Consider the following 19483-nt stretch of genomic DNA (forward strand, 5'->3'; position numbering starts at 1 on the left):
GATTTATTCCTCCCCTAAAAATAGCTGAATTAGATGTTTGATTTTCTCGTCTTTAACAGAATAGTTAATTTCCAGTCCATTACGTTCGGTTTCGACAATGCCTAGAGCTCTAAGCTTCTGCAAATGCTGGGATACCGTAGATTGTGGAAGGTCGAGACAGTCCTGCATGAAGCTAACGTTGCAGCTGCCTTTTTCAAGCAGACCTTTAATGATGCACAAGCGAACGGGATGAGCGATAGCCTTTAAGGTCTCGGCGGTTTGGTTATAGGCTTTGAAATTTTTGTCCATGGTTATGAACTCCTCGCTTTACAATATCCTTATATCGTAATATTATGATATAGTGATATGAAAATCAAGTTATTTTTAAAAAAGAGAAGGAGAGATGCTCGATGTCTTTTAAAATTTCAAAGGAAATTACCCCTCAGCAAGTGGCGGAACGTCTGAAGAATGGAGAGGCTCCTATGCTGCTAGATGTACGCGAACCCGCCGAATGGGTGGAGGGACATGTGATCGGTGCGAAGCATATTCCGCTTGGGCAGCTGTTAATGCGTATAGATGAACTAGATCCTAATGGAGAGACGATTGTGATGTGCCTAAGTGGTGGTCGTAGTGGACTGGCGTGTGAGCTGCTGAGCGAAAAAGGATATAACGTTGTGAATATGATGGGCGGATTAAGCGCTTGGACGGATGATTTTTTGGTACGGGGGTAATAGCATGAACATGATGTTTAGGATCCTACTGAGTATAGTAATTGCTTTTAGTATTGTAAGGTTCTTACGTTCCGCTTGGCCAGTCCGTTCACTCTCATATGTGGAAGCCCGCGACGTTCGCGAATTAGCAGATCAAACACTGGACATGAAAATGCTCGATGTTAGAGATGCCGTAGATTATGAGAAGGATAATATCCGTGGCTCGATAAATATATCGATCGGGCGGTTAGCCTATGTCTGGCAACATTGTCTATCTACTGACGATTCGGTTCTAATCCTTGCTGATAGTTACTATAAAAGAAACAAAGCTGCGAGAATTCTGTATAAGCAGGGCTTTCGAAAGTTATATGCAGTAAATGGTGATTTTTTAGGAAGTAAAAGAACACTCTCCGACATTTCGGTGAAAGGTTGTTGTGAAGGATAATGGATTTAAGCTCATTAATGTCCCGTCTCGGATTTGGTAAAAGCGCAAGTGTAAGTGTAAGAACGCTAAAGGTGTCAGAGTTTCGGAGAGAAATGGAGCAATCCAAAAATAGGCTGCTGATCGATGTCCGCGAACCGGATGAATACAAGAGTGGATTTATTCCGGGGGCGAAAAACATCCCGCTGTCTCAGTTGGAAAAGCGGCTCGGTGAAATCCCTAAGGATCGGGATGTGTTGCTCTACTGCCGCAGCGGTATGCGAAGCAAAAGTGCAGCGCGGATTCTGAGTAAGCAGGGGTATACTCGGCTTGCACATTTGCAGGGCGGGGTAAGTAGCTGGAATGGGAAGTTGAGTCGACGGTAACTGAACTAATTCCGCTGAACAAACTCTAACAGAGCTAACTCCAACAGAGCTAACTAAAGCTGGCCTTGCTTTAACGAAACGTACTTAAACCAACTAGCATTTTTGATGGATTAGTTATATTTGGCAGGATCTAGCATTGAATGTAGAGTGTTTATTGACAGCATCAGAAAGCGAACACTATACTTTTGAGTAATAGGACGAAGCACGTCCCGTACCCATATTGGGTGCGGGATTTTTTTATGCCAAGAAGGAGGGTGACGTATGGGATTTACGGAGGAGCATCGTAAGTGGGTAGAGGATCATATTAGTCGAAGAACGGAGAACGGCGGGGGAGATTGGAACGTGGACATGGCCATGGTGAGCGGATGTTTTTGGAGAAGGTATGGTGGCCTATGATGGGGCATTTCAATGACCTTCATCCTGAATATGAAGTGTTGGATTGGCGTAGCAAGCCCTACTTTGTTGATTTTGTGTGGAAGCCTGGCCAGGTTAAGTTTGCGTTTGAAGTTAAAGGCTACGGCCCACATGTGCAAAATACAGACCGAACGCGCTACAGGCAGGAGCTGAATCGAGAGACCTATCTGCAAATCGCGGGTTATCGGGTCGTGGCGATTCCTTATGATGATCTGGATGCGAGTCCTGATCTTACGATTACTTTGTTAAGACCATTGCTGATGCCTTACCTCGCTGTGAAGATGGAGGAGCAGGGGGAGTTTAGCCGACTGGAGCGTGATATTTTGCGGATTGCGGTTCGCACGAATGAGTGCATTCGACCGGTTGATTTGGTGAGGGAGCTTGGGATTGATAAGCGTACGGCTCGAAAAGGACTGAGTGCTCTCAGCGAAAAAGGAAAGTTTTCCCCCATAGTTTCTCAGGAGAGCGGTAGAGTCTGCAAATATGAATATATCCATTCCTTAAAGGATATTCAGTTATGGTAAGGCAATTAAAATACCCCGGATCCCACCCAAAAGGCTGGAATTGAGCAAAAGAGGGGTAGAAATACCCCAGATGCGACCCAAAAGGCTGGAATTGAGCAAAAGAGGGGTAAAAATACCTCAGATCCGACCCAAAAGGCTAGAAGTGAGCAAAAGAGGGGTAAAAATACCCCAGATCAGCCTCTCCAATCCACCTCGCCCCGTTATCATCCGCATCTCACTTCACCAAGGGAGACGGGCGAGCGAAGCACCCGATAAATCTCTAATTTTGACCTGATTTTCACTTAGATTGTTAAGGTGTTACTTATCGAGCTAATCTTCTATGATTATGTTGATAGACCAGATTTGTGTTAGACACAGACAACTACCTCGAGAACATATGAAACCGCTATCAACTTGAATCGAAGGAGCGATTATGATGGAAACAGTGACATCTAAATATCCATTTCAACAGATTGATTTACCCTTAAATGACCGAGTGCAGGATTTGATCTCCAGATTAACGCTTGATGAAAAAGTAAGCCTGATCCCTCAGTATCAAGCGGCCATAGAGCGTTTGGGCGTTGGAGCCTATAAGCATGGTACAGAAGCGGCGCACGGAATTTCCTGGCTTGGAAAAGCGACCTCTTTTCCTCAGCCAAGCGGACTGGCTTGTACTTGGAACCCAGAGCTAATGAAGGAAATCGGCTCGGCCATTGGAGATGAAGCAAGAGCATTTTACAAAAAGAATCCAACGGTGAATGGCCTGACGTTATGGGCACCAACGGTGGATATGGAGCGTGACCCACGTTGGGGTAGAACGGAAGAAGCCTACGGTGAAGATCCAGAGTTAACTGGACAACTCAGCACATCACTTGTGCAAGGAATCCAAGGTGATCACCCGGTCTATTTGAAAGCGGTCGCAACGCTTAAACACTTCCTAGGGAACAACAACGAGATCGAACGCGGAAACTGTTCCGCCAGCATCGATCCGAGAAATATGCGTGAGTATTATCTGGAAGCATTCAAGCCTGCTTTTCAAGAAGGTGGCGCGCAGTCTATGATGACCGCCTATAACTCGGTGAATGGCGTGCCTGTTATTCTTCATCCGGCAGTGATGGATGTTGTCAAAGGCGAATGGGACATGGACGGTTTTATCGTCAGTGATGCTGGTGATTTATTTGGGATTGTGAAGGATCATAAGTATTATGAATCTTTTGCACAGTCGATGGCGGAATCTATCAAAAACGGAATTGACAGCGTAACAGAAGAAACTGAAGAGACGATCAAGGTTCTTCATGAAGCACTAGACCAAGGCCTACTATCAGAGCAAGATCTGGATCGTGCACTAACTAACACATTTAGAGTTCGTTTCCGTCTGGGAGAGTTTGACCCCGCTGAAGGTAATCCATACGCAGCAATCGACGATTCCGTAATTCTTAGCAAAAAACATGCCGCACTTTCCTTGGAAGCTGCCAAACAATCCATTGTGCTGCTGAAGAATGATCAGGCAACATTGCCACTGAGCAAGACTGAATTAAACAAAGTGGCGATTATTGGTCCACTTGGCGATGAAGCTTTCAGAGACTGGTATTCCGGCACATTACCTTATGGAGTGACCCCGCTGCAGGGTGTTAGTAAGAAACTGCCTGGTAAACACGTTACTTTTGAGAGCGGCGCAGATCAAATCATTCTTACCTCAGCTGCAAACGGCCATGCCATCGGAATTACGGGGGAGGACGGAAGACTGGCTGTACAACATGACATAGCAGAGCACGGAGAATTGTTCCAACATACCGCTTGGGGCTGGACTAGCAATACTCTGAAGGCGACAAGTCGTGGACAGTATGTAACTTTAAGCGAAGCGGAGACACTTACAGCATCTGCTGATGAAATCTACGGCTGGTTTGTAAAAGAATCCCTGAACATCGTCCCGGAAGCTGAGGGTAAAGTCTCTTTGCGGACTTGGAATGACAAATTGATCTCTGTGAATGCTGAGGATGGCACGCTGCAGGTTGCTGATCAGGTCGCAAGTGCGGACGCTCGTCTTTTCAAAAAGAACATCGTTACAAACGGACTGGATGCTGCGGTAGAAGCTGCCAAAGCAGCTGAGGTAGCAGTGGTTTTTGTCGGTAATCATCCACTTCTTAACGGAAAAGAAGAAATCGACAGACCTGATATTGTACTTCCGGAAGAGCAGGAACGTTTGGTCAAAGCAGTCTATGAAGCGAATCCGAATACAGTGGTAGTTATTGTCGGCAGTTATCCGATTTCATCCACTTGGATTGACGAGAATATCCCGGCAGTATTGTATACATCCCACAGTGGACAAGAGCTTGGCAATGCGGTTGCAGAAGTGTTGTTCGGAGATTACAGTCCTTCTGGCAAGCTGAATATGACTTGGTTCCGTTCTGTGGAGCAGCTGCCTGAGCTGATGGATTATGATATTATCAAAGGTAAAAGAACCTATATGTACTTTGACGGTAAGCCATTGTATCCTTTTGGTCACGGCCTAAGTTATGCTGAAGTGAATTACAAGAATCTAAATTTGAGCACAAAGGAACTGCAGCAAGACGATACGCTTAACATTTCCGTTCAAGTGGATAATACTGGAGCAGTCGATGGGGACGAGGTTGTTCAGTTATATGTGCAAGCTTTGAATTCCCGGGTCAAACGTCCGATTAAACAGTTGAAGGGTTTTGAAAAAGTGAGCATCGTCGCAGGTCAATCGCATACAGTAGAGTTTGTTCTACCAGTCTCCGAGCTGGCATTCTGGGATGTCACACGTGAGCAATATTGCGTCGAAAATGGAGAATACACGATTCTGATCGGCCGTTCTTCTGCTGATATTAAATTATCTTCAGTAGTAACGGTGAAAGGGGACATCATTCCTTCCCGTAATTTATATAACAACACCAAAGCAGAGAACTATGATGACTACGAAGGCGTATATCTGGACGAATGCAAAGCAGGCGGGGCTTCGGTACATCCGGTAAAAGAGGGCGCTTGGATCGCTTTTAATGACGTATTGTTCGATCATGGAGCAGTAGCAATTGAAGCTCTGGTCTCCTCTGCAAAAGGTGGCAGCATTGAGATCAGAACAGGAAGCGCAGCTGGGAAAATGGTTGGAACCGTGACCGTCCCTTCTGGTGGAGTTCTGCAACAGTGGAGCACATTGAAAGGCGAAGTATCCGTGGAGACGGGTACTAGCGATGTTTATGTAGTTTTTAACGGTGAGGTGCTTCTCAGCCGGTTTCAATTTAATCAATAATAGAGATGACCTTTGATTATGGGATGGAGTGTGCTATATGGAGTGTTTGGGATGTCGGATTGCTAACGGAATTGAACCTAACGTAAAAGTAGTATATGAGAATGAATTTATTACTTGTGTGCTAGATATCGCTCCGTTTAACGAAGGACATCTCCTGATCCTTCCTAAAAAGCATTACTGGGATCTCGAAGACATCGACTCAGAGACTTCCTATGCGATAATGGACGCATCAAAGAAGCTGTCAATCGTCTTGAAGGATCTATTCAAACCAGATGGCATAAGCATATGCCAAAATGGCGGAAAGTTTAACGATTTGACCCACTACCATATGCACCTCATCCCTAGGTACGAAGGAGACGGATTTGTTTGGAGTGAACCACTACACCCGCACGGTGCTGAGAATTTTTTAAGTCACACGCAAGCAAAGATTATTGGTGTTTTAAAAAAGTAAAAATTATAAAAAGGGCATTCCTGAAGCAATATCAGGGATGCCCTTTTCCTTTTGTTATAGAGTAACGCTCTAATCACATCCGCCACCGCCACCAGCATCTCCGCCACCGAAATCTCCCCCGCTGCTGTGCCCGCTATCCCCGCCCCAGCTATGACCGCTGTCATGTCCAGAATGGTGATGGGAGTCACTCCCGTGATGGTGTTGATGGTGATGTTGGTGATTAGAATGATTCGGGTTATTTGTATCCAGCAGATCTGGATGGCTAGCTGCCATAAAAGACATGCTGGCGGCGTCATCTCGTCTATTTCTTTCAAATCGGTTGCTGTTCGAGCTTGAACCATTACGAACTACGGACTGTACGATTATAAATACAATAACACCAATAAACAGTATCCCAAAGACCATTATCGATCGCCCTCCCAGTTGTTCATTATAAGCTGTATTCTCTTAAATTGTACCATAATATTGAATAAATGGATTTAAGGAAATGAAATCTACGCTTATCTTTAATCTCTCTTCATAATATTGCTATGAGTTTGTCTTTTTTATTTAGAAAAGGTTGATTTTATCACCCTGATTTGCTACCATACGATGTAACTTAATAGTTATTGTTTTCTAGGGTTCCGCAGCTGGTGCACAGCTGGTCTGGTCCGAGGGAAAACGCACGAACAGCATCGTTCGTGTCTACACGGAGGGATAAAAGCCCGGGAGGTATCGTTATAAATGACGATGACCTTCCGGGCTTATTTGTTTGTTTCGTGGGCAATTATAAAGTTAGTGAATTGAAGGAGGGCTTGGAATGAAGAACAATTCAGAGTGGTTAAAGGTAGTTGGGGCAGCTGTTTTCGAGGTCATGTGGGTCATCGGCTTAAAACATGCCTCCACGATGTGGGAGTGGCTGATAACTGTGGTAGCTATAATAATAAGCTTCTATGTGATGATTTCAGCGAGTACCAAATTGCCGGTCGGCACGGTATATTCCGTGTTTGTTGGTCTAGGAACTGCAGGTACAGTAGTTGCGGACATGGTTTTATTCGGAGAACCGTTCAAGTTAATGAAGCTGGTTCTAGTGGTTATTTTGCTGGCAGGCGTTATAGGATTGAAAATGGTGACCAAAGAAGCCGAAGTAAAGGGGGAGTCTTAAATGGCATGGGTATTTCTGGTCGTTGCTGGTTTGTTTGAAATGTTTGGAGTAGCTATGATTAATAGGTTGAATAAACACCGGAATTTCCTGTCGTTCGCGCTGCTCTTTCTTGGTTTTGGAGCAAGCTTTCTGTTCCTGTCTTTAGCTATGAAGAGTCTGCCGATGGGAACAGCTTATGCTGTATGGACGGGGATAGGCGCATCCGGCGGAGCGATTCTGGGGATGATATTGTATGGAGAGGCCAAAGACTGGCGCCGGATCGTCTGTATTATTATGATTCTGGGGGCCGCTGTGGGACTAAAGCTGATAGCTTAGTTAGGTATTCATTCTTTACTTTTTCTCTTCAAAAGAGAGATTAGTTATAAATTGGACACGATTCAGATGTTTAGAAAGGTTCTTATAGGTCGTATAAAGTAAGTATACAATACTTCAATAAGGGGATTTTTAATATGACTAAGGATTCAATCGAACATTTGGCTGAAATCGCAAGAATGAACCAATCTAACCGCATGCTGCTTCCAGATGGAACGTCACTTCCCAGAATTGGGCAGGGAACTTGGAATATGGGTGACGACAATTCCAGTAGGGAGGAAGAGATTGCTGCCCTGCGATTAGGCGTGGAGCTAGGCATGGATTTAATAGATACGGCTGAGATGTATGGGGACGGACGCTCGGAGCTTTTAGTAGGTGAGGCTATTCAAGGTATTCGGGATCAAGTTTTCTTGGTGTCAAAAGTCTATCCACATAATGCCGGGAATGAGCACCTTATCCGCAGCTGTGAAGAAAGCTTGAAACGCTTGAATACGGATCATCTGGATCTTTATTTGCTGCATTGGCGGGGAGATATTCCACTAGAAGAGACTGTTGTAGGTATGGAGAAACTAGTCTCTCAAGGAAAAATAGCAAGATGGGGTGTATCCAATTTCGATGTCGACGATATGAAAGAACTGCTTGGTATTGCTGGGGGAACTCATTGTGCAACCAATCAGATTCTATATCATTTAGGGTCCAGAGGAATTGAAACTGAACTGCTGCCATGGCAGAGAAGTCACAAGATCCCGGTAATGGCTTACTCACCGCTTGCTCAAGCTGGTTCACTCCGAAAAGGAGTAATCGAGAGTGAAGTCGTTCAGGAAATCGCCAGTGCACATCAGGCAACTCCGCTTCAGATTATGTTAGCTTGGACGATGCGTGAAGAGGATGTTATTTCTATCCCAAAAGCTTCTTCTCGTAAGCACGTCATTGAGAATGCTGCTGCAGGCTTGATTACGCTAAGTAACGATGAAATTTGGAAGCTGGACGAAGCTTTCCCAATACCTTCTTGGAAAGTACCGCTAGATATGATTTAAATCAGTTCTATTCACATAAAGAGAAGCCCTCAATCACTGTAAAAGTGTTTGAGGGCTTCTTCTGTCATTTCTTGTGCGATTAGCTGTTCTCAATAATTGTCTGTAGTGTAGTCCGGTCAAGGCCTTCTACCAGTTTGATCAGAAGCTCTTTAGCAGCATCGTAGTCATCACTGTGAATCACTGATGAAGCTGTGTGTATGTAGCGGGAGCATATTCCGATTACTGCGGAAGGAACGCCAATTCCACTAACATGAACCTGACCTGCATCTGTTCCGCCTTGGGATACAAAATACTGATATTTGATCCGGTGGGTATCCGCTGTATCTTGTACATATTCAATCAGACCGCGATGTGTAACCATCGTAGGATCAAAAATACGCAAGAGAGCTCCTTTGCCCAGATGGCCAAATGCCTGACTGTCACCAGTCATATCGGCAGCAGCGCTCGCGTCCAGACCGAAGAAGATGTCTGGTGACAGGAGATTAGCCGCAGTACGCGCACCCCGAAGACCTACTTCCTCTTGTACAGTGGCACCAGCGAAAACGGTATTCGGCAGCTTTTTACCGTGCAATGCTTTAACTAGTTCAATGGCGAGACCTACGCCGTAACGGTTGTCCCAAGCTTTCGCCAAGATTTTTTTGGGATTAGCAAGGGGAGTAAAAGGACAAATCGGCAGAACTTGTTGGCCTGGTCTAACGCCAAAGCTTTCTGCTTCTTCACGGCTGTCTGCACCGATATCAATATACATTTTGCTGATTTCGCCAGTCTTACCACGTTCTTCGTTGCTTAGCAAATGAATAGGCGTACTGCCAACAACTCCGGTCAGCGTTCCTTTAGGTGTAATGATATGTAGGCGCTGGGATGCAACAGCAGAGGCAAGCCAGCCGCCAAGTGGTTGAAAACGGATCATACCGGTGTTAGTAATTCCAGTTACCATGAAACCTACTTCGTCAAAATGCCCAGCGACCATAATCTTTGGCCCGTTCTCTTCGCCGCGCAGTACGCCGAACAAACTACCGAGACGATCCTGTACGAACTCTTCAGTATAAGGAGTCATAGCATCCTTGACGTAAGCGCGGAGTTCGCGCTCAAATCCTGGGGCTGAGGGAAATTCGGTAAGTGTTTTGAACATGTCCAATGTTTCTTGATTCATATGAATTCACTCCTTTATTAAAATATAAGAACTCATTTATACATCATTCTTATATTTCTACGAGAAACGGATGTTAACCATAATGGACCACATCGTTATTTCTTCCTGCAACCTAGTATGAACATTCTGGGCTCACTTGTCCATGACAAGAGACAATGAACACCGGGCACGAGCTCCACGAATACTATGCATTAGAGGCTTTAGTGGCAGGAGCCTTAGAAAGGATGCGAAGATGAATGAGGGTAGCGGGCAGCGTACCCCCAAGAAGGGTGCAGGGAGGATTATCAAGTAGGAGCCTACAAGGAAACGGAACGCGCAGACGATACTGGCGCCACAATCCAAGGGAAAGAGAAGCAGTACTTATTTTTGTGCTCTTTTTATTGCTGATTGTTGTGTTACTGTATTTTTCCTGAACTGGAGGGACATAACGAAGCGGAGGATGGCAAACAATAAGGAAAACTTCTAAGCGAAGAACAACTTAAGGGGCTTAAAAGTGAGTACTATGATGCTTGTCAGCCCCCTTCGCCTAACTTTCAGGAGGTGCCTCAATGCCGGCGAAAACTAAGAAATCGGGTGTCAAGCTGAAGCTTGACACCCTGACTCCACAAGATTACGAGAAATTGTCCAAGCCCTTTGTTCCTGCCAGGCCCGTATTCAAAAACTGCATACGAGCGTTTATTGCTGGCGGCATAATCTGTGTTATTGGACAAGGTGTTCAGGAGGCTTTTATGGCAATTTTCGATATGAGCTCCAAGGAAGCCGCCAGTCCGACAGTCGCGGTGATGATCCTACTCTCTGTAATTCTGACCAGCTTTGGCGTGTACGACAAAATGGCTCAATGGGCTGGTGCAGGAACTGCAGTCCCAGTGACCGGGTTCGCAAACAGTATGTGCTCTGCAGCTCTAGAGCACCGCGCTGAGGGCCTTGTACTTGGTGTAGGCGGCAATATGTTTAAGCTTGCAGGTTCGGTTATCGTATTTGGTGCCGTAGCTGCTTTCATTATTGGTATCGTCTATCTCTTTTTGGGCGTAGACGGGGGTGCACATACATGAAACAGCTTGGTAGTCAGACCTGGGAGTTCACGAACCGTCCCGTTATTTTGGGTTCTTCCGCTGTAGTAGGGCCAGAAGAGGGAGAAGGTCCTTTAGCTTCAGACTTTGATTTTATATTTGATTCGCTGGAAATGGACGAGAAGACATGGGAGAAGGCTGAGCGTGCTCTTTTCGAGAAAGCCTCCCTGCTGGCTCTGATTAATGCAAATATCGATAAAGAAAAGCTGGAGTTTTTTGTCGGCGGAGATTTGATGAACCAGATTATCAGCAGCTCCTTCGCGGCAAGAAAATTAGGTGTGCCTTATCTCGGAGTATTTGGTGCTTGCTCTACTTCTATGGAGAGCCTTGCGATTGCCTCAATGATCGTTGATTCTGGAGGCGGTAAGTATGCGCTAGCGGGAACATCAAGTCATAACTGTACGGTGGAGAAGCAGTTTCGTTATCCAACGGAATATGGTTCGCAGAAACCCCCAACGGCGCAATATACAGTTACAGGTTCGGGTTGTGCTGTAGTGGGTCAGAATGACGGTTCGGGTAACTATCCAGTCGTGGTTTCGGCCACGCTTGGACGTATTATGGATCTTGGTTTGACAGATCCTTTTAATATGGGGACGGCTATGGCACCTGCGGCGGCGGATACCATTACTGCGCATTTTCGGGATACAGGTCTATCGCCCGGGCACTATGATTTAATTGTTACCGGCGACCTGGCATCCGTAGGGTTACCTATAGCCAAGACCCTATTGGCTAAAGAAGGAATTCCTATGGAGCAAACAACCTTTGACGATTGTGGTTTGCTTATCTACGACTTGGAGAAACAGAAATATGTGATCGCTGGAGGAAGCGGCTGCGGGTGCTCAGCGGTTGTAACCTATGGTCATATCCTTAAGCGGTTAAAAAAAGGTGAACTTAAACGGGTGCTTATAGTGGCAACGGGCGCACTTTTATCACCTTTGTCTTATCAGCAGGGAGAGAGTATTCCATGTGTTGCTCATGCCGTAGCCATAGAGAGCGGAGGTGAAGCATAATGATGATTTACTTATGGGCTTTTCTGATTGGAGGAGCCATTTGCGTTATAGGACAGCTGATGTTCGATGTATTGAAGCTGACACCTGCACATACGATGAGTACCTTAGTTGTAGCCGGAGCGATTGCTGATGCTTTTGGTATCTACGACCCACTTGTGAAATTTGCGGGTGCTGGGGCAACCATTCCGATCACAAGCTTTGGGAACTCCTTGGTTCATGGGGCATTAACGGAGCTGGAGCGGGATGGCTGGATCGGTGTAGTTACGGGTATTTTTGATATTACAAGTGCGGGCATCTCGTCAGCTATTGTGTTCTCCTTTTTGGCAGCTTTAGTTGTACGGCCGAAGGGGTAAAGTTGATGCTACATGAAAAGGTTGTCGTCAGAAAAAGACGGCAATCTTTTTTTGTTATTTTTGAATTGTAGGATGTTTCATCTTATGGTTTTTTTTGTATTATCACTTCGTGATCTTCAACAATGTACTTTGGGTCCTCTAATCATGTAAAATATAAATAATACTGCTTATTCTGGCTAGGAGGATTATATATGCCCGTACGTCAAGAATCGATGCACACCATGAATGCTGTACGCACTAATTTGGAATCCTGCATACTTGGAAAATCATTTGAAATACAATTATTGTTAACCGCTCTGCTTGCTGGTGGTCATGTATTGATCGAGGATGTACCGGGAACAGGAAAAACCCAGCTAATACGCGCACTTTCAAGATCAATGTCCGGTGAATATCGCAGGATTCAGTGTAATCCAGATATACTTCCGAGTGATATTACAGGTGTATCTGTCTATCATCCTAGGGATGAGATGTTTCATTTCCGGCCTGGTCCGGTGATGACGAATATTTTGCTAGCCGATGAAATTAACCGTGCCACTACGAAGACACAATCCGCACTTCTGGAAGTGATGGAGGAACGAAACGTTACCGTAGATGGAGAGACGTATCCACTTCCTCATCCTTTCATGTTATGCGCTACCCAGAATCCGATAGACTTTGAGGGAACCTATACACTGCCTGAAGCCCAATTAGATCGATTCATGCTGAGAATTAGCCTCGGATATCCTGATGCAGCGACGGAGAAAAATTTATTGCTTAGCCATCAGGAAGGCCAACCGGTGGACAGGCTTTCGCCAGTAACAAGCATGGAACAAATTGCAGGGATTCAGGAAGAAATTCGCGACATCTTCATGAGTGATCCTGTGCTGAATTACTTGTTAGATATTGTGCGGCAGACAAGAGAACATCCACTTGTAATGCTGGGTGCAAGTCCACGTGCCTCACTATCCTTTATGATGGCTTGTAAAGCTTATGCCTTTTTGCAAGGACGAGATTACGTTCTGCCTGATGACGTGAAGATCCTTACTCCATTTGCCTTGGGTCATCGGATATTGCTGCGTCCAGAGTCGCGCCTAGATAATATTAGCGTAGAATCTTTGCTTCAAAAGCTTCTGCAGAGCATTCATGTGCCTGTTACGATGAGGCAATGATATGAGACGTTATTTGTCGTCGGTTGCAGCCATCATTCAGCCCTCTAAGCTTGCAAGCATCCTTGTAATTTGGAGTATTACACTCTTATATGTACTTTTTCAGGGCGGGAAAACAGCATTTATGTTGTTTATCATGGTCTCTGTACTTATTGCATATTTGATTGCTGGAGGTTTAGGAGGCGTTCGGCGAGCGAAGGGCACTCGCAGTCTTTATTCTGAACAAGACAAGGGAGATTTGCTCTCTGCCGGAGGGCATCTTCGTGTAAAACTAAAGGTTACAATCCCCGGGATTTTGCCCTTGCCTTACGTTGTTGTAAGGGAAGTTCTTAAGAGGCATAATGGAGAATCGTGGGTATTTGAAGAAAGTGTGATCCCAAGCCTCAGAGGCATTGGGGAACTAAAGTTTCAGACACCAGCCTTAGAGCGTGGAACATACACATTCGCTAATACGGATATTATCAGCCAAGATATATTTGGGCTTGTCGAGCATAAGGGAACATTTTTATCGGAAGGACAATTTCAGGTTTTGCCTCGTGCGATCTACGTTCCGCGCTGGCAGTTATATGAGAGAAAATCTCGGCTATCTGGACCGCAGACATCCGTTGTTCAATCTCGGCGTGAAACCACACAGATTAATGGCGTCCGTGACTATGTATATGGTGATCGCTTGACGCGAATTCACTGGAACGCTACTGCTAAGACAGGCTCTTGGAAATCCAAAGAATTTGAGCATGAGTCGATTCCCAAAACCATTATAGTCCTTGATGGAAGCACATCAGCTTATATGAATACGAATCAATTCGAACTAGCAGTTTCGGTGACGGCATCATTACTCGGCTTCGGCATTCGGGAGAGAATTGGAATTGGACTGTGTTGTTTGGATAAGACGACGAAGGTGTTCGCACCAGTTGAAGGTGCTGCTGAGCGTCAGAAGATGATTCAATATTTAATCGATCTAAACGCTGAGGGACGCGGTCCGCTTATCTCCCGATTGGAAAAAGGATACCGTATGTTTCCTAAAGGCTCTTACTTCGTGTTAATCAGTCCACAGCGTGGACAGCCTGTACTTGATGCACTACGCTGGGCTGACAGCAGAGGAATGACTGCTTCTCACATTCATGTGCGAAATTCGGCAGAGATAAATAGTGGTAACGATTGGATAGACGTCCTTAGGACTCGCGGAATAACCGGTTATGGTATTAGCTCGCTTCAAGAGCTTCCCTCAGTGTTAGGAGGGGAAGGATGATATGAGAACCTGGTGGAATCAGCTAAAATTCTCTTGGCACCGTTCCGTCGGCCTATTTTGGCTATTGATTATTGCACAGCAGTGGATTTCTTATACGGAACCCATCTGGTTAAATCAAACCACTGCTTCTGTATGGGCTGCCCTATTAACGATCACCGTCATTGAGATTTTTATCCCTGTTAAAGTTCAATTCAGACTGATTATGGAAGCAGTAGCTATTATCTATATCGTTTATCGCATCATTTCTAATTACGGAATTTATGTTCCTGATCCATGGGCCACAACCCTTCTTGATAAGCTCCAGGATATTAGTGTGTATATGGTGCCGTATATCTGGTTTGCTCTTGGTGCCTCTGCCTTGCTGTTGCTATCGTCTTGGTGGGTATCCTCGAAGAAGCGTATTTTATGGTTTATAGGAATGAACATTGTAGCACTGGCAGCTCTTGATTCCTTTACATCTATTGTATTGTGGCAGGAAGTGGCTTGGACGGTATTTGCGGGTATGGGATGGCTTGTCAGCCAGCACCTGAGAAGTTTTCAGCTACATTATCCGCGTGGATGGGTACATTTGCTGGAATATCCCTCGAAAATAGTCATGAATATCGCAATCGTCTTCTCTCTGGTTATTTTAATCGGTGTGAATATGCCGGATGTAAGGCCTACTTTGACGGATCCTTATACAGCGTGGCAAGAGTGGAATGGAATTGGGAAATCTTCTGGTAAGAGCACAACTGGAACAACGAATTCCAATACGGGCTCAGGTTCCTCTGTTAACAATACTTCGTCTGGCTATAGTCTGAATGATGACAACCTGGGCGGGGGCTTTAACTTCGATTATACCCCGGTGATGACAGTGGTTTCAGATTTGCGTGTTTATATGCGAGGAGAAACACGCAGAATCTATTCTGGAAGTGGATGGTCGGATAAGGATCGATTGAAGCGAGGACCTATAGAAGAGGTGGAGACGGGGAAATCCTTGGAGCAAAGTGTGGCTTCTAAGGTCACTACCCGCACACTGAAACAGACGGTTAAAGTGCTTAACAATAATGAATTTCCGGTGTTATTCGGTGCTTATTCTGTAACTTCGGTGGATTCATTAAATGGTGAGGCAGCCGGGAAAGGTCTTTTCTGGAGAGACCGTGATAGTGAGCTTCTATGGGATATGGATAAGAAGAAACTAGACTATCCTTCGACCTTCGAGCTGACTTCTGAAGTTCCCGTCATTCCTGTTCAGGAATTGACAGCAAAGACCTATGAGGAGCTATACAAAGGTAATGATCTGGAGGAAAGCTTCCTTCAGCTGCCTGATGACTTCCCTCAACGGGTTAAAGATCTGGCCGAGGAAATTACCGCCCAAGGAAGAACACCGTATGAAAAAACAGCACTTTTGCAACAATACTTACAACAAACCTTTCCATATACCAACAAGCCGGATATAACACGTGTTTCAAGTGAGGATTTTGTAGATGGATTTTTGTTCGAGCTGAAGGAAGGTTACTGTGATTATTATTCTACGGCACTAGTCACTATGGCACGTTCCCTAAACATCCCTGCAAGATGGGTTAAGGGTTATGCACCTGGAGAACAGCCAGAAATGCCTATGAATCTGGCGCAGCAGGTGGGTGCGGCAAATAATAATTACACGATTACCAATGCAGATGCCCATTCCTGGGCTGAGGTCTATTTTGGTGAGTATGGTTGGATTCCTGTTGAAGCTACACCGGGGTTTAATGCTCCTCTCCTGACTAAGAATGAGCAAATACCTGAGACAGACCCGGAAGATCAAGATGAAATGGCAGAACCAACACCTGCACCTGTGACTAATGCACAAGCAGATCAAGGCTTCCATGTGGGTTTATGGGTAATTTTGGCGGCAGTGGTTGTATTATTATCCTGGACTATTTTTAAAGTTTGGCATATTCGCTTTAAGCTTCGCTTCTTCGTTCAACAGATGCGAATGGGCCGACCTTTAACGCCTGATCAGAAAGTTGTGGCTGAAACTGAGCGTTGGGTAAGGTATTTGCTTCGTAAGGGAATGATGAAGGAAGAGCATGAAACATTGCGTGAAGCCGTAGTCCGCTGGAGTCAGGAACGACCTGCTGTGGCCAATCATCTTTCTTCACTGCTAACGATGTTTGAACAAGCGAAGTATAGCCCTGATGTTATTGAAGACAAAGACTGGCAGAGCGTGTATACTGAAGCTTTGCGGCTGCGGAGAACGATAAGATCCAAGAAATAGCGTTTATGCAGTAAATCATTGCTATAGATTTATTTGCGTAGCGCATGGAGTATGTTATAGTTTTTTGTATGAAATCGAGGTGAACGTATTGTTTGAAATGTTAGTTCCCAAACTCCGGGTGAATACGGTATTCGATATTTCTCTAGAAGAGCTGTATCGACAGGGATACCGTGGAATCATTACGGATCTGGATAACACACTGGTCGGTGCCAAAGCGCCTGTGGCTACTCCGGAGCTGTTGTTATGGTTTGAGAAGGTGAAGGAAGTGGGCTTTAAGCTCATCATCGTATCCAATAACAACATGGAACGGGTGTCACGCTTTGCTACACCGCTTAATATTGAATTTGTGCATCAGGCTCGTAAACCGAGTAATGCTCCTTTTCTCAAAGCGATGAAGCAGATGGAGTTGCCACCGGAGCAGACGATTGTGGTGGGAGACCAAATGCTTACAGATGTATACGGCGGCAATCGGCTTGGCCTGTATACCGTATTGGTGCTGCCAATCTCCGTTAAGGATGAAGGGTTCGGCACAAGATTTAATCGTCGGGTAGAGCGAGTTGCTCTGACACGGCTTCGTAAAAAAGGATTGTGGCACGAGGAGGAAAAATAGTAATGAACGAACAAAGTGAAACACAGCGTACTGAGAAGTGTAGCGGTTGTGGTATCAAGCTTCAGACGGAGCATAAGGATCAACCAGGATACCTTCCGGAAGTCGCACTAGATCGGGACCCTGTGATTTGCCAACGCTGTTTCCGGATTAAGAATTATAACGAGGCTTCATCTGTTTCTGTGAACCAGGATGAATTTCTTCGCTTGCTGAGTGGAGTAGGGGAGAAGAATGCACTTGTTATTCATATTGTTGACATTTTCGATTTTGAAGGCAGTTTGATTTCCGGCCTTCAGCGGTTTGTCGGTAATAACCCAGTTATTCTTGCAGTGAATAAATGTGATCTGCTGCCTAAGGTTACGAACTGGAATAAACTGCGTAACTGGATGCAACAACGCTGTAAAGAAGAAGGATTGCGGACAGCTGAAATCGTACTTTGTAGTGCGAAACGTAATCAAGGCTTTGACCGTTTACTGGAAGCAGTAACAGAACTGCGTGGTCAACGTGATGTTTATGTAGTGGGTGCTACGAATGTAGGGAAATCCACGCTTATCAACCGTTTGATTTCGGACTATAGTGATTTGGAGCAGGAGTTAACCACCTCGCGTTACCCTGGTACAACACTCGATACGGTCAAAATTCCACTAGATGATGGCCACTATATTATAGATACGCCAGGGATCGTGTATCCATGGCGTTATAGTGAACTAGTTGAGCGTCAGGATCTGGATGCAGTTATGCCGGCCAATCCGTTGAAGCCTGCTGTCTATCAGTTGAATGAAGGACAGACGCTATTCTTTGGTGGACTGGGACGTTTTGATTTCGTGCAAGGTCCGCATCAATCGTTCACTTGCTTTATTAGTGGTATTTTAAAAATCCATCGCACCAAACTGGAACGTGCAGATTCCCTTTATGCGGACCATCGTGGTGAAATGTTGTCTCCTCCAGGAAGTGACCGGATGGACAAGCTGCCACCATGGCAACGGCATGAGTTCCGAATTAATAAAGGCAGTCGGAGCGATCTATATATTTCAGGTTTGGGCTGGATTAAGGTCAACGGGACAGAAGGCGCAGTCGTGGCTATCCACATTCCGCGTGGTGTGAAGGTGCTTACCCGCCCTTCGATGATCTAACGGGAGGCTATTACAGTGTCTTGGATAACTGCAACCGAGGGCTACAATACCGGGAATATTTTACTGGGCGTAATGGGAGATCCTATTATACAATCCAAATCTCCTATTATGCATGAAGCAGCACTGCAAGCACTGGGAATTCCGGGTGCTTACGTGCCGCTTCATATTCTTCCAGAGAATCTGGAGGATGCGGTGCAAGCGATTCGCACGCTTGGATTCCGTGGGGTAAATGTGACGATTCCGCATAAGGTTGCGGTGATGGCTTATGTGGATCTATTAGATGAAAGTGCGGTAGCCGTTGGTGCAGTCAATACGATTGTTAATAATAACGGGATACTCACCGGATATAATACGGATGGAATCGGTTATGTACGTTCGCTTAAAGCGGAAGCCATTTCTGATTTGTCAGGTACGAAGATTATGGTGATTGGAGCCGGTGGAGCAGCTAGAGGAATTGTTGCCGCACTGCTTCAGGAGAAGCCTTCTTCTATCCTTATCGCTAATCGCAGTGTTGATAAGGCACAGGACTTAGCTGCAGAGTGCCAGAGCAAAGGGAATGTGGTCGGGATTAGCATGAACGAAGTAGCGGAAATGCTAGATGGCGTTGATGTACTGATCAATACAACCTCCGTAGGAATGTATCCTCATATGGATGAGACACCTATAGATCCTGAACTCCTTCGTGCAGGGATGGTCGTAAGTGATCTGATTTATAATCCACTGCGCACGCGTCTATTGTTAGAAGGACTTGAACGAGGCTGTAAGATTCATGGAGGCCTCGGGATGTTTGTCTATCAGGGGGCTTATGCATTGGAGTATTGGACAGGGCAGCCTGCTCCTACGGAAATCATGCGACAGACCATACTCCATTGTCTGGGTGGAAAAGAGTAAGAAATGGA

The 19483-nt window shown here is 45.4% G+C and carries 22 protein-coding genes and 1 riboswitch; of the genes, 19 read left to right on the forward strand and 3 right to left on the reverse strand.

Annotation, left to right across the window (positions count from 1 at the left end):
- Positions 1 to 3 precede the first annotated feature (3 nt).
- Entirely contained in the window at positions 4 to 288 is a 285-nt protein-coding gene (locus PAENI_RS30645) for an ArsR/SmtB family transcription factor (protein ID WP_042185935.1), read from the reverse strand.
- A 101-nt stretch (positions 289 to 389) separates the two neighbouring features.
- Here PAENI_RS30645 and PAENI_RS30650 point away from each other — a divergent pair, with 101 nt between their 5' ends.
- The 7 genes from PAENI_RS30650 to PAENI_RS30675 all read left to right on the forward strand — a co-directional run bounded on the left by PAENI_RS30650 (position 390) and on the right by PAENI_RS30675 (position 6132).
- A complete protein-coding gene (locus tag PAENI_RS30650; protein ID WP_149647867.1) occupies positions 390 to 710 on the forward strand; it encodes a rhodanese-like domain-containing protein in 321 nt (106 codons plus the stop codon).
- 10 nt (positions 711 to 720) lie between these two features.
- Positions 721 to 1134: a rhodanese-like domain-containing protein gene (locus PAENI_RS30655; RefSeq protein ID WP_223179045.1), complete on the forward strand. Its 414-nt coding sequence runs from the start codon at positions 721 to 723 to the stop codon at positions 1132 to 1134.
- Positions 1134 to 1496: a rhodanese-like domain-containing protein gene (locus PAENI_RS30660; protein ID WP_149647869.1), complete on the forward strand. Its 363-nt coding sequence runs from the start codon at positions 1134 to 1136 to the stop codon at positions 1494 to 1496. Before PAENI_RS30655 ends, PAENI_RS30660 begins: the two co-directional genes overlap by 1 nt.
- 261 nt (positions 1497 to 1757) lie before the next feature.
- Positions 1758 to 1892, forward strand: coding sequence for a hypothetical protein (locus PAENI_RS32890; protein ID WP_262495791.1), 135 nt, complete (start codon positions 1758 to 1760; stop codon positions 1890 to 1892).
- Positions 1862 to 2434 (forward strand): hypothetical protein, encoded by a 573-nt coding sequence (locus PAENI_RS30665; protein WP_262495792.1) that lies wholly within the window; start codon positions 1862 to 1864, stop codon positions 2432 to 2434. Before PAENI_RS32890 ends, PAENI_RS30665 begins: the two co-directional genes overlap by 31 nt.
- Positions 2435 to 2849: 415 nt before the next feature.
- Positions 2850 to 5681 (forward strand): glycoside hydrolase family 3 protein, encoded by a 2832-nt coding sequence (locus PAENI_RS30670; protein ID WP_149647910.1) that lies wholly within the window; start codon positions 2850 to 2852, stop codon positions 5679 to 5681.
- A 37-nt stretch (positions 5682 to 5718) separates the two neighbouring features.
- Positions 5719 to 6132 carry an HIT family protein gene (locus tag PAENI_RS30675; protein ID WP_149647870.1) on the forward strand — a complete coding sequence of 138 codons (414 nt, stop codon included), beginning with the start codon at positions 5719 to 5721 and terminating at the stop codon, positions 6130 to 6132.
- 69 nt (positions 6133 to 6201) lie between these two features.
- On the opposite strand, the gene PAENI_RS30680 is transcribed toward PAENI_RS30675, so the two are convergent.
- Entirely contained in the window at positions 6202 to 6537 is a 336-nt protein-coding gene (locus PAENI_RS30680; RefSeq protein ID WP_149647871.1) for a hypothetical protein, read from the reverse strand.
- Positions 6538 to 6736: 199 nt separating this feature from the next.
- A riboswitch (guanidine-I (ykkC/yxkD leader) is annotated at positions 6737 to 6845 on the forward strand.
- A gap of 86 nt (positions 6846 to 6931) precedes the next feature.
- On the opposite strand from PAENI_RS30680, the gene PAENI_RS30685 reads away from it, so the two are divergent.
- From PAENI_RS30685 to PAENI_RS30695, 3 genes are all read left to right on the forward strand, one after another.
- Positions 6932 to 7276 carry a DMT family transporter gene (locus PAENI_RS30685; RefSeq protein ID WP_042125357.1) on the forward strand — a complete coding sequence of 115 codons (345 nt, stop codon included), beginning with the start codon at positions 6932 to 6934 and terminating at the stop codon, positions 7274 to 7276.
- Complete coding sequence (locus PAENI_RS30690; protein ID WP_042125359.1) at positions 7277 to 7591, forward strand: DMT family transporter; 315 nt, start codon at positions 7277 to 7279, stop codon at positions 7589 to 7591.
- A 134-nt stretch (positions 7592 to 7725) separates the two neighbouring features.
- The gene (locus tag PAENI_RS30695) at positions 7726 to 8625 is read left to right on the forward strand and encodes an aldo/keto reductase (protein WP_410477500.1); all 900 of its coding nucleotides are present in this window, start codon (positions 7726 to 7728) and stop codon (positions 8623 to 8625) included.
- A gap of 79 nt (positions 8626 to 8704) precedes the next feature.
- On the opposite strand, the gene PAENI_RS30700 is transcribed toward PAENI_RS30695, so the two are convergent.
- Positions 8705 to 9778 carry a M42 family metallopeptidase gene (locus PAENI_RS30700; RefSeq protein WP_042185952.1) on the reverse strand — a complete coding sequence of 358 codons (1074 nt, stop codon included), beginning with the start codon at positions 9776 to 9778 and terminating at the stop codon, positions 8705 to 8707.
- Positions 9779 to 10326: 548 nt separating this feature from the next.
- On the opposite strand from PAENI_RS30700, the gene spoVAC reads away from it, so the two are divergent.
- From spoVAC to aroE, 9 genes are all read left to right on the forward strand, one after another.
- The gene (gene spoVAC / locus PAENI_RS30705; protein ID WP_076284320.1) at positions 10327 to 10830 is read left to right on the forward strand and encodes a stage V sporulation protein AC; all 504 of its coding nucleotides are present in this window, start codon (positions 10327 to 10329) and stop codon (positions 10828 to 10830) included.
- A complete protein-coding gene (gene spoVAD, locus PAENI_RS30710; protein WP_076284319.1) occupies positions 10827 to 11858 on the forward strand; it encodes a stage V sporulation protein AD in 1032 nt (343 codons plus the stop codon). Before spoVAC ends, spoVAD begins: the two co-directional genes overlap by 4 nt.
- A gap of 2 nt (positions 11859 to 11860) precedes the next feature.
- Positions 11861 to 12211 (forward strand): stage V sporulation protein AE, encoded by a 351-nt coding sequence (spoVAE, locus tag PAENI_RS30715; protein WP_036675923.1) that lies wholly within the window; start codon positions 11861 to 11863, stop codon positions 12209 to 12211.
- Positions 12212 to 12402: 191 nt separating this feature from the next.
- Complete coding sequence (locus tag PAENI_RS30720; RefSeq protein WP_076284318.1) at positions 12403 to 13359, forward strand: AAA family ATPase; 957 nt, start codon at positions 12403 to 12405, stop codon at positions 13357 to 13359.
- 1 nt (position 13360) lies between these two features.
- Positions 13361 to 14605, forward strand: a complete 1245-nt coding sequence (locus PAENI_RS30725) for a DUF58 domain-containing protein (RefSeq protein WP_149647872.1) — start codon at positions 13361 to 13363, stop codon at positions 14603 to 14605.
- A 1-nt stretch (position 14606) separates the two neighbouring features.
- Entirely contained in the window at positions 14607 to 16844 is a 2238-nt protein-coding gene (locus PAENI_RS30730; RefSeq protein ID WP_149647873.1) for a DUF4129 domain-containing transglutaminase family protein, read from the forward strand.
- Between the two features lie 88 nt (positions 16845 to 16932).
- Positions 16933 to 17454 (forward strand): YqeG family HAD IIIA-type phosphatase, encoded by a 522-nt coding sequence (locus PAENI_RS30735; RefSeq protein WP_042193454.1) that lies wholly within the window; start codon positions 16933 to 16935, stop codon positions 17452 to 17454.
- Positions 17455 to 17456: 2 nt separating this feature from the next.
- Positions 17457 to 18584, forward strand: a complete 1128-nt coding sequence (yqeH, locus tag PAENI_RS30740; RefSeq protein ID WP_149647874.1) for a ribosome biogenesis GTPase YqeH — start codon at positions 17457 to 17459, stop codon at positions 18582 to 18584.
- A gap of 15 nt (positions 18585 to 18599) precedes the next feature.
- Positions 18600 to 19475, forward strand: a complete 876-nt coding sequence (aroE, locus tag PAENI_RS30745; RefSeq protein ID WP_262495793.1) for a shikimate dehydrogenase — start codon at positions 18600 to 18602, stop codon at positions 19473 to 19475.
- Positions 19476 to 19483 lie beyond the last annotated feature (8 nt).

The sequence above is a fragment of the Paenibacillus sp. B2(2019) genome, from assembly GCF_008370385.1.
Lineage (GTDB): Bacteria > Bacillota > Bacilli > Paenibacillales > Paenibacillaceae > Paenibacillus_AQ.

Bases quoted from the DNA above. Each gene is read 5' to 3' on its own strand.
- PAENI_RS30725 (WP_149647872.1), top strand. From the start codon at position 13,361: ATGAGACGTTATTTGTCGTCGGTTGCAGCCATCATTCAGCCCTCTAAG.
- spoVAC (WP_076284320.1), top strand. From the start codon at position 10,327: ATGCCGGCGAAAACTAAGAAATCGGGTGTCAAGCTGAAGCTTGACACC.
- PAENI_RS32890 (WP_262495791.1), top strand. From the start codon at position 1,758: ATGGGATTTACGGAGGAGCATCGTAAGTGGGTAGAGGATCATATTAGT.
- spoVAE (WP_036675923.1), top strand. From the start codon at position 11,861: ATGATTTACTTATGGGCTTTTCTGATTGGAGGAGCCATTTGCGTTATA.
- PAENI_RS30675 (WP_149647870.1), top strand. From the start codon at position 5,719: ATGGAGTGTTTGGGATGTCGGATTGCTAACGGAATTGAACCTAACGTA.
- PAENI_RS30720 (WP_076284318.1), top strand. From the start codon at position 12,403: ATGCCCGTACGTCAAGAATCGATGCACACCATGAATGCTGTACGCACT.
- PAENI_RS30695 (WP_410477500.1), top strand. From the start codon at position 7,726: ATGACTAAGGATTCAATCGAACATTTGGCTGAAATCGCAAGAATGAAC.
- PAENI_RS30650 (WP_149647867.1), top strand. From the start codon at position 390: ATGTCTTTTAAAATTTCAAAGGAAATTACCCCTCAGCAAGTGGCGGAA.
- yqeH (WP_149647874.1), top strand. From the start codon at position 17,457: ATGAACGAACAAAGTGAAACACAGCGTACTGAGAAGTGTAGCGGTTGT.
- PAENI_RS30645 (WP_042185935.1), bottom strand. From the start codon at position 288: ATGGACAAAAATTTCAAAGCCTATAACCAAACCGCCGAGACCTTAAAG.
- PAENI_RS30685 (WP_042125357.1), top strand. From the start codon at position 6,932: ATGAAGAACAATTCAGAGTGGTTAAAGGTAGTTGGGGCAGCTGTTTTC.
- PAENI_RS30690 (WP_042125359.1), top strand. From the start codon at position 7,277: ATGGCATGGGTATTTCTGGTCGTTGCTGGTTTGTTTGAAATGTTTGGA.
- PAENI_RS30660 (WP_149647869.1), top strand. From the start codon at position 1,134: ATGGATTTAAGCTCATTAATGTCCCGTCTCGGATTTGGTAAAAGCGCA.
- PAENI_RS30730 (WP_149647873.1), top strand. From the start codon at position 14,607: ATGAGAACCTGGTGGAATCAGCTAAAATTCTCTTGGCACCGTTCCGTC.
- PAENI_RS30665 (WP_262495792.1), top strand. From the start codon at position 1,862: ATGTTTTTGGAGAAGGTATGGTGGCCTATGATGGGGCATTTCAATGAC.
- PAENI_RS30670 (WP_149647910.1), top strand. From the start codon at position 2,850: ATGGAAACAGTGACATCTAAATATCCATTTCAACAGATTGATTTACCC.
- spoVAD (WP_076284319.1), top strand. From the start codon at position 10,827: ATGAAACAGCTTGGTAGTCAGACCTGGGAGTTCACGAACCGTCCCGTT.
- PAENI_RS30655 (WP_223179045.1), top strand. From the start codon at position 721: ATGATGTTTAGGATCCTACTGAGTATAGTAATTGCTTTTAGTATTGTA.
- PAENI_RS30700 (WP_042185952.1), bottom strand. From the start codon at position 9,778: ATGAATCAAGAAACATTGGACATGTTCAAAACACTTACCGAATTTCCC.
- PAENI_RS30680 (WP_149647871.1), bottom strand. From the start codon at position 6,537: ATGGTCTTTGGGATACTGTTTATTGGTGTTATTGTATTTATAATCGTA.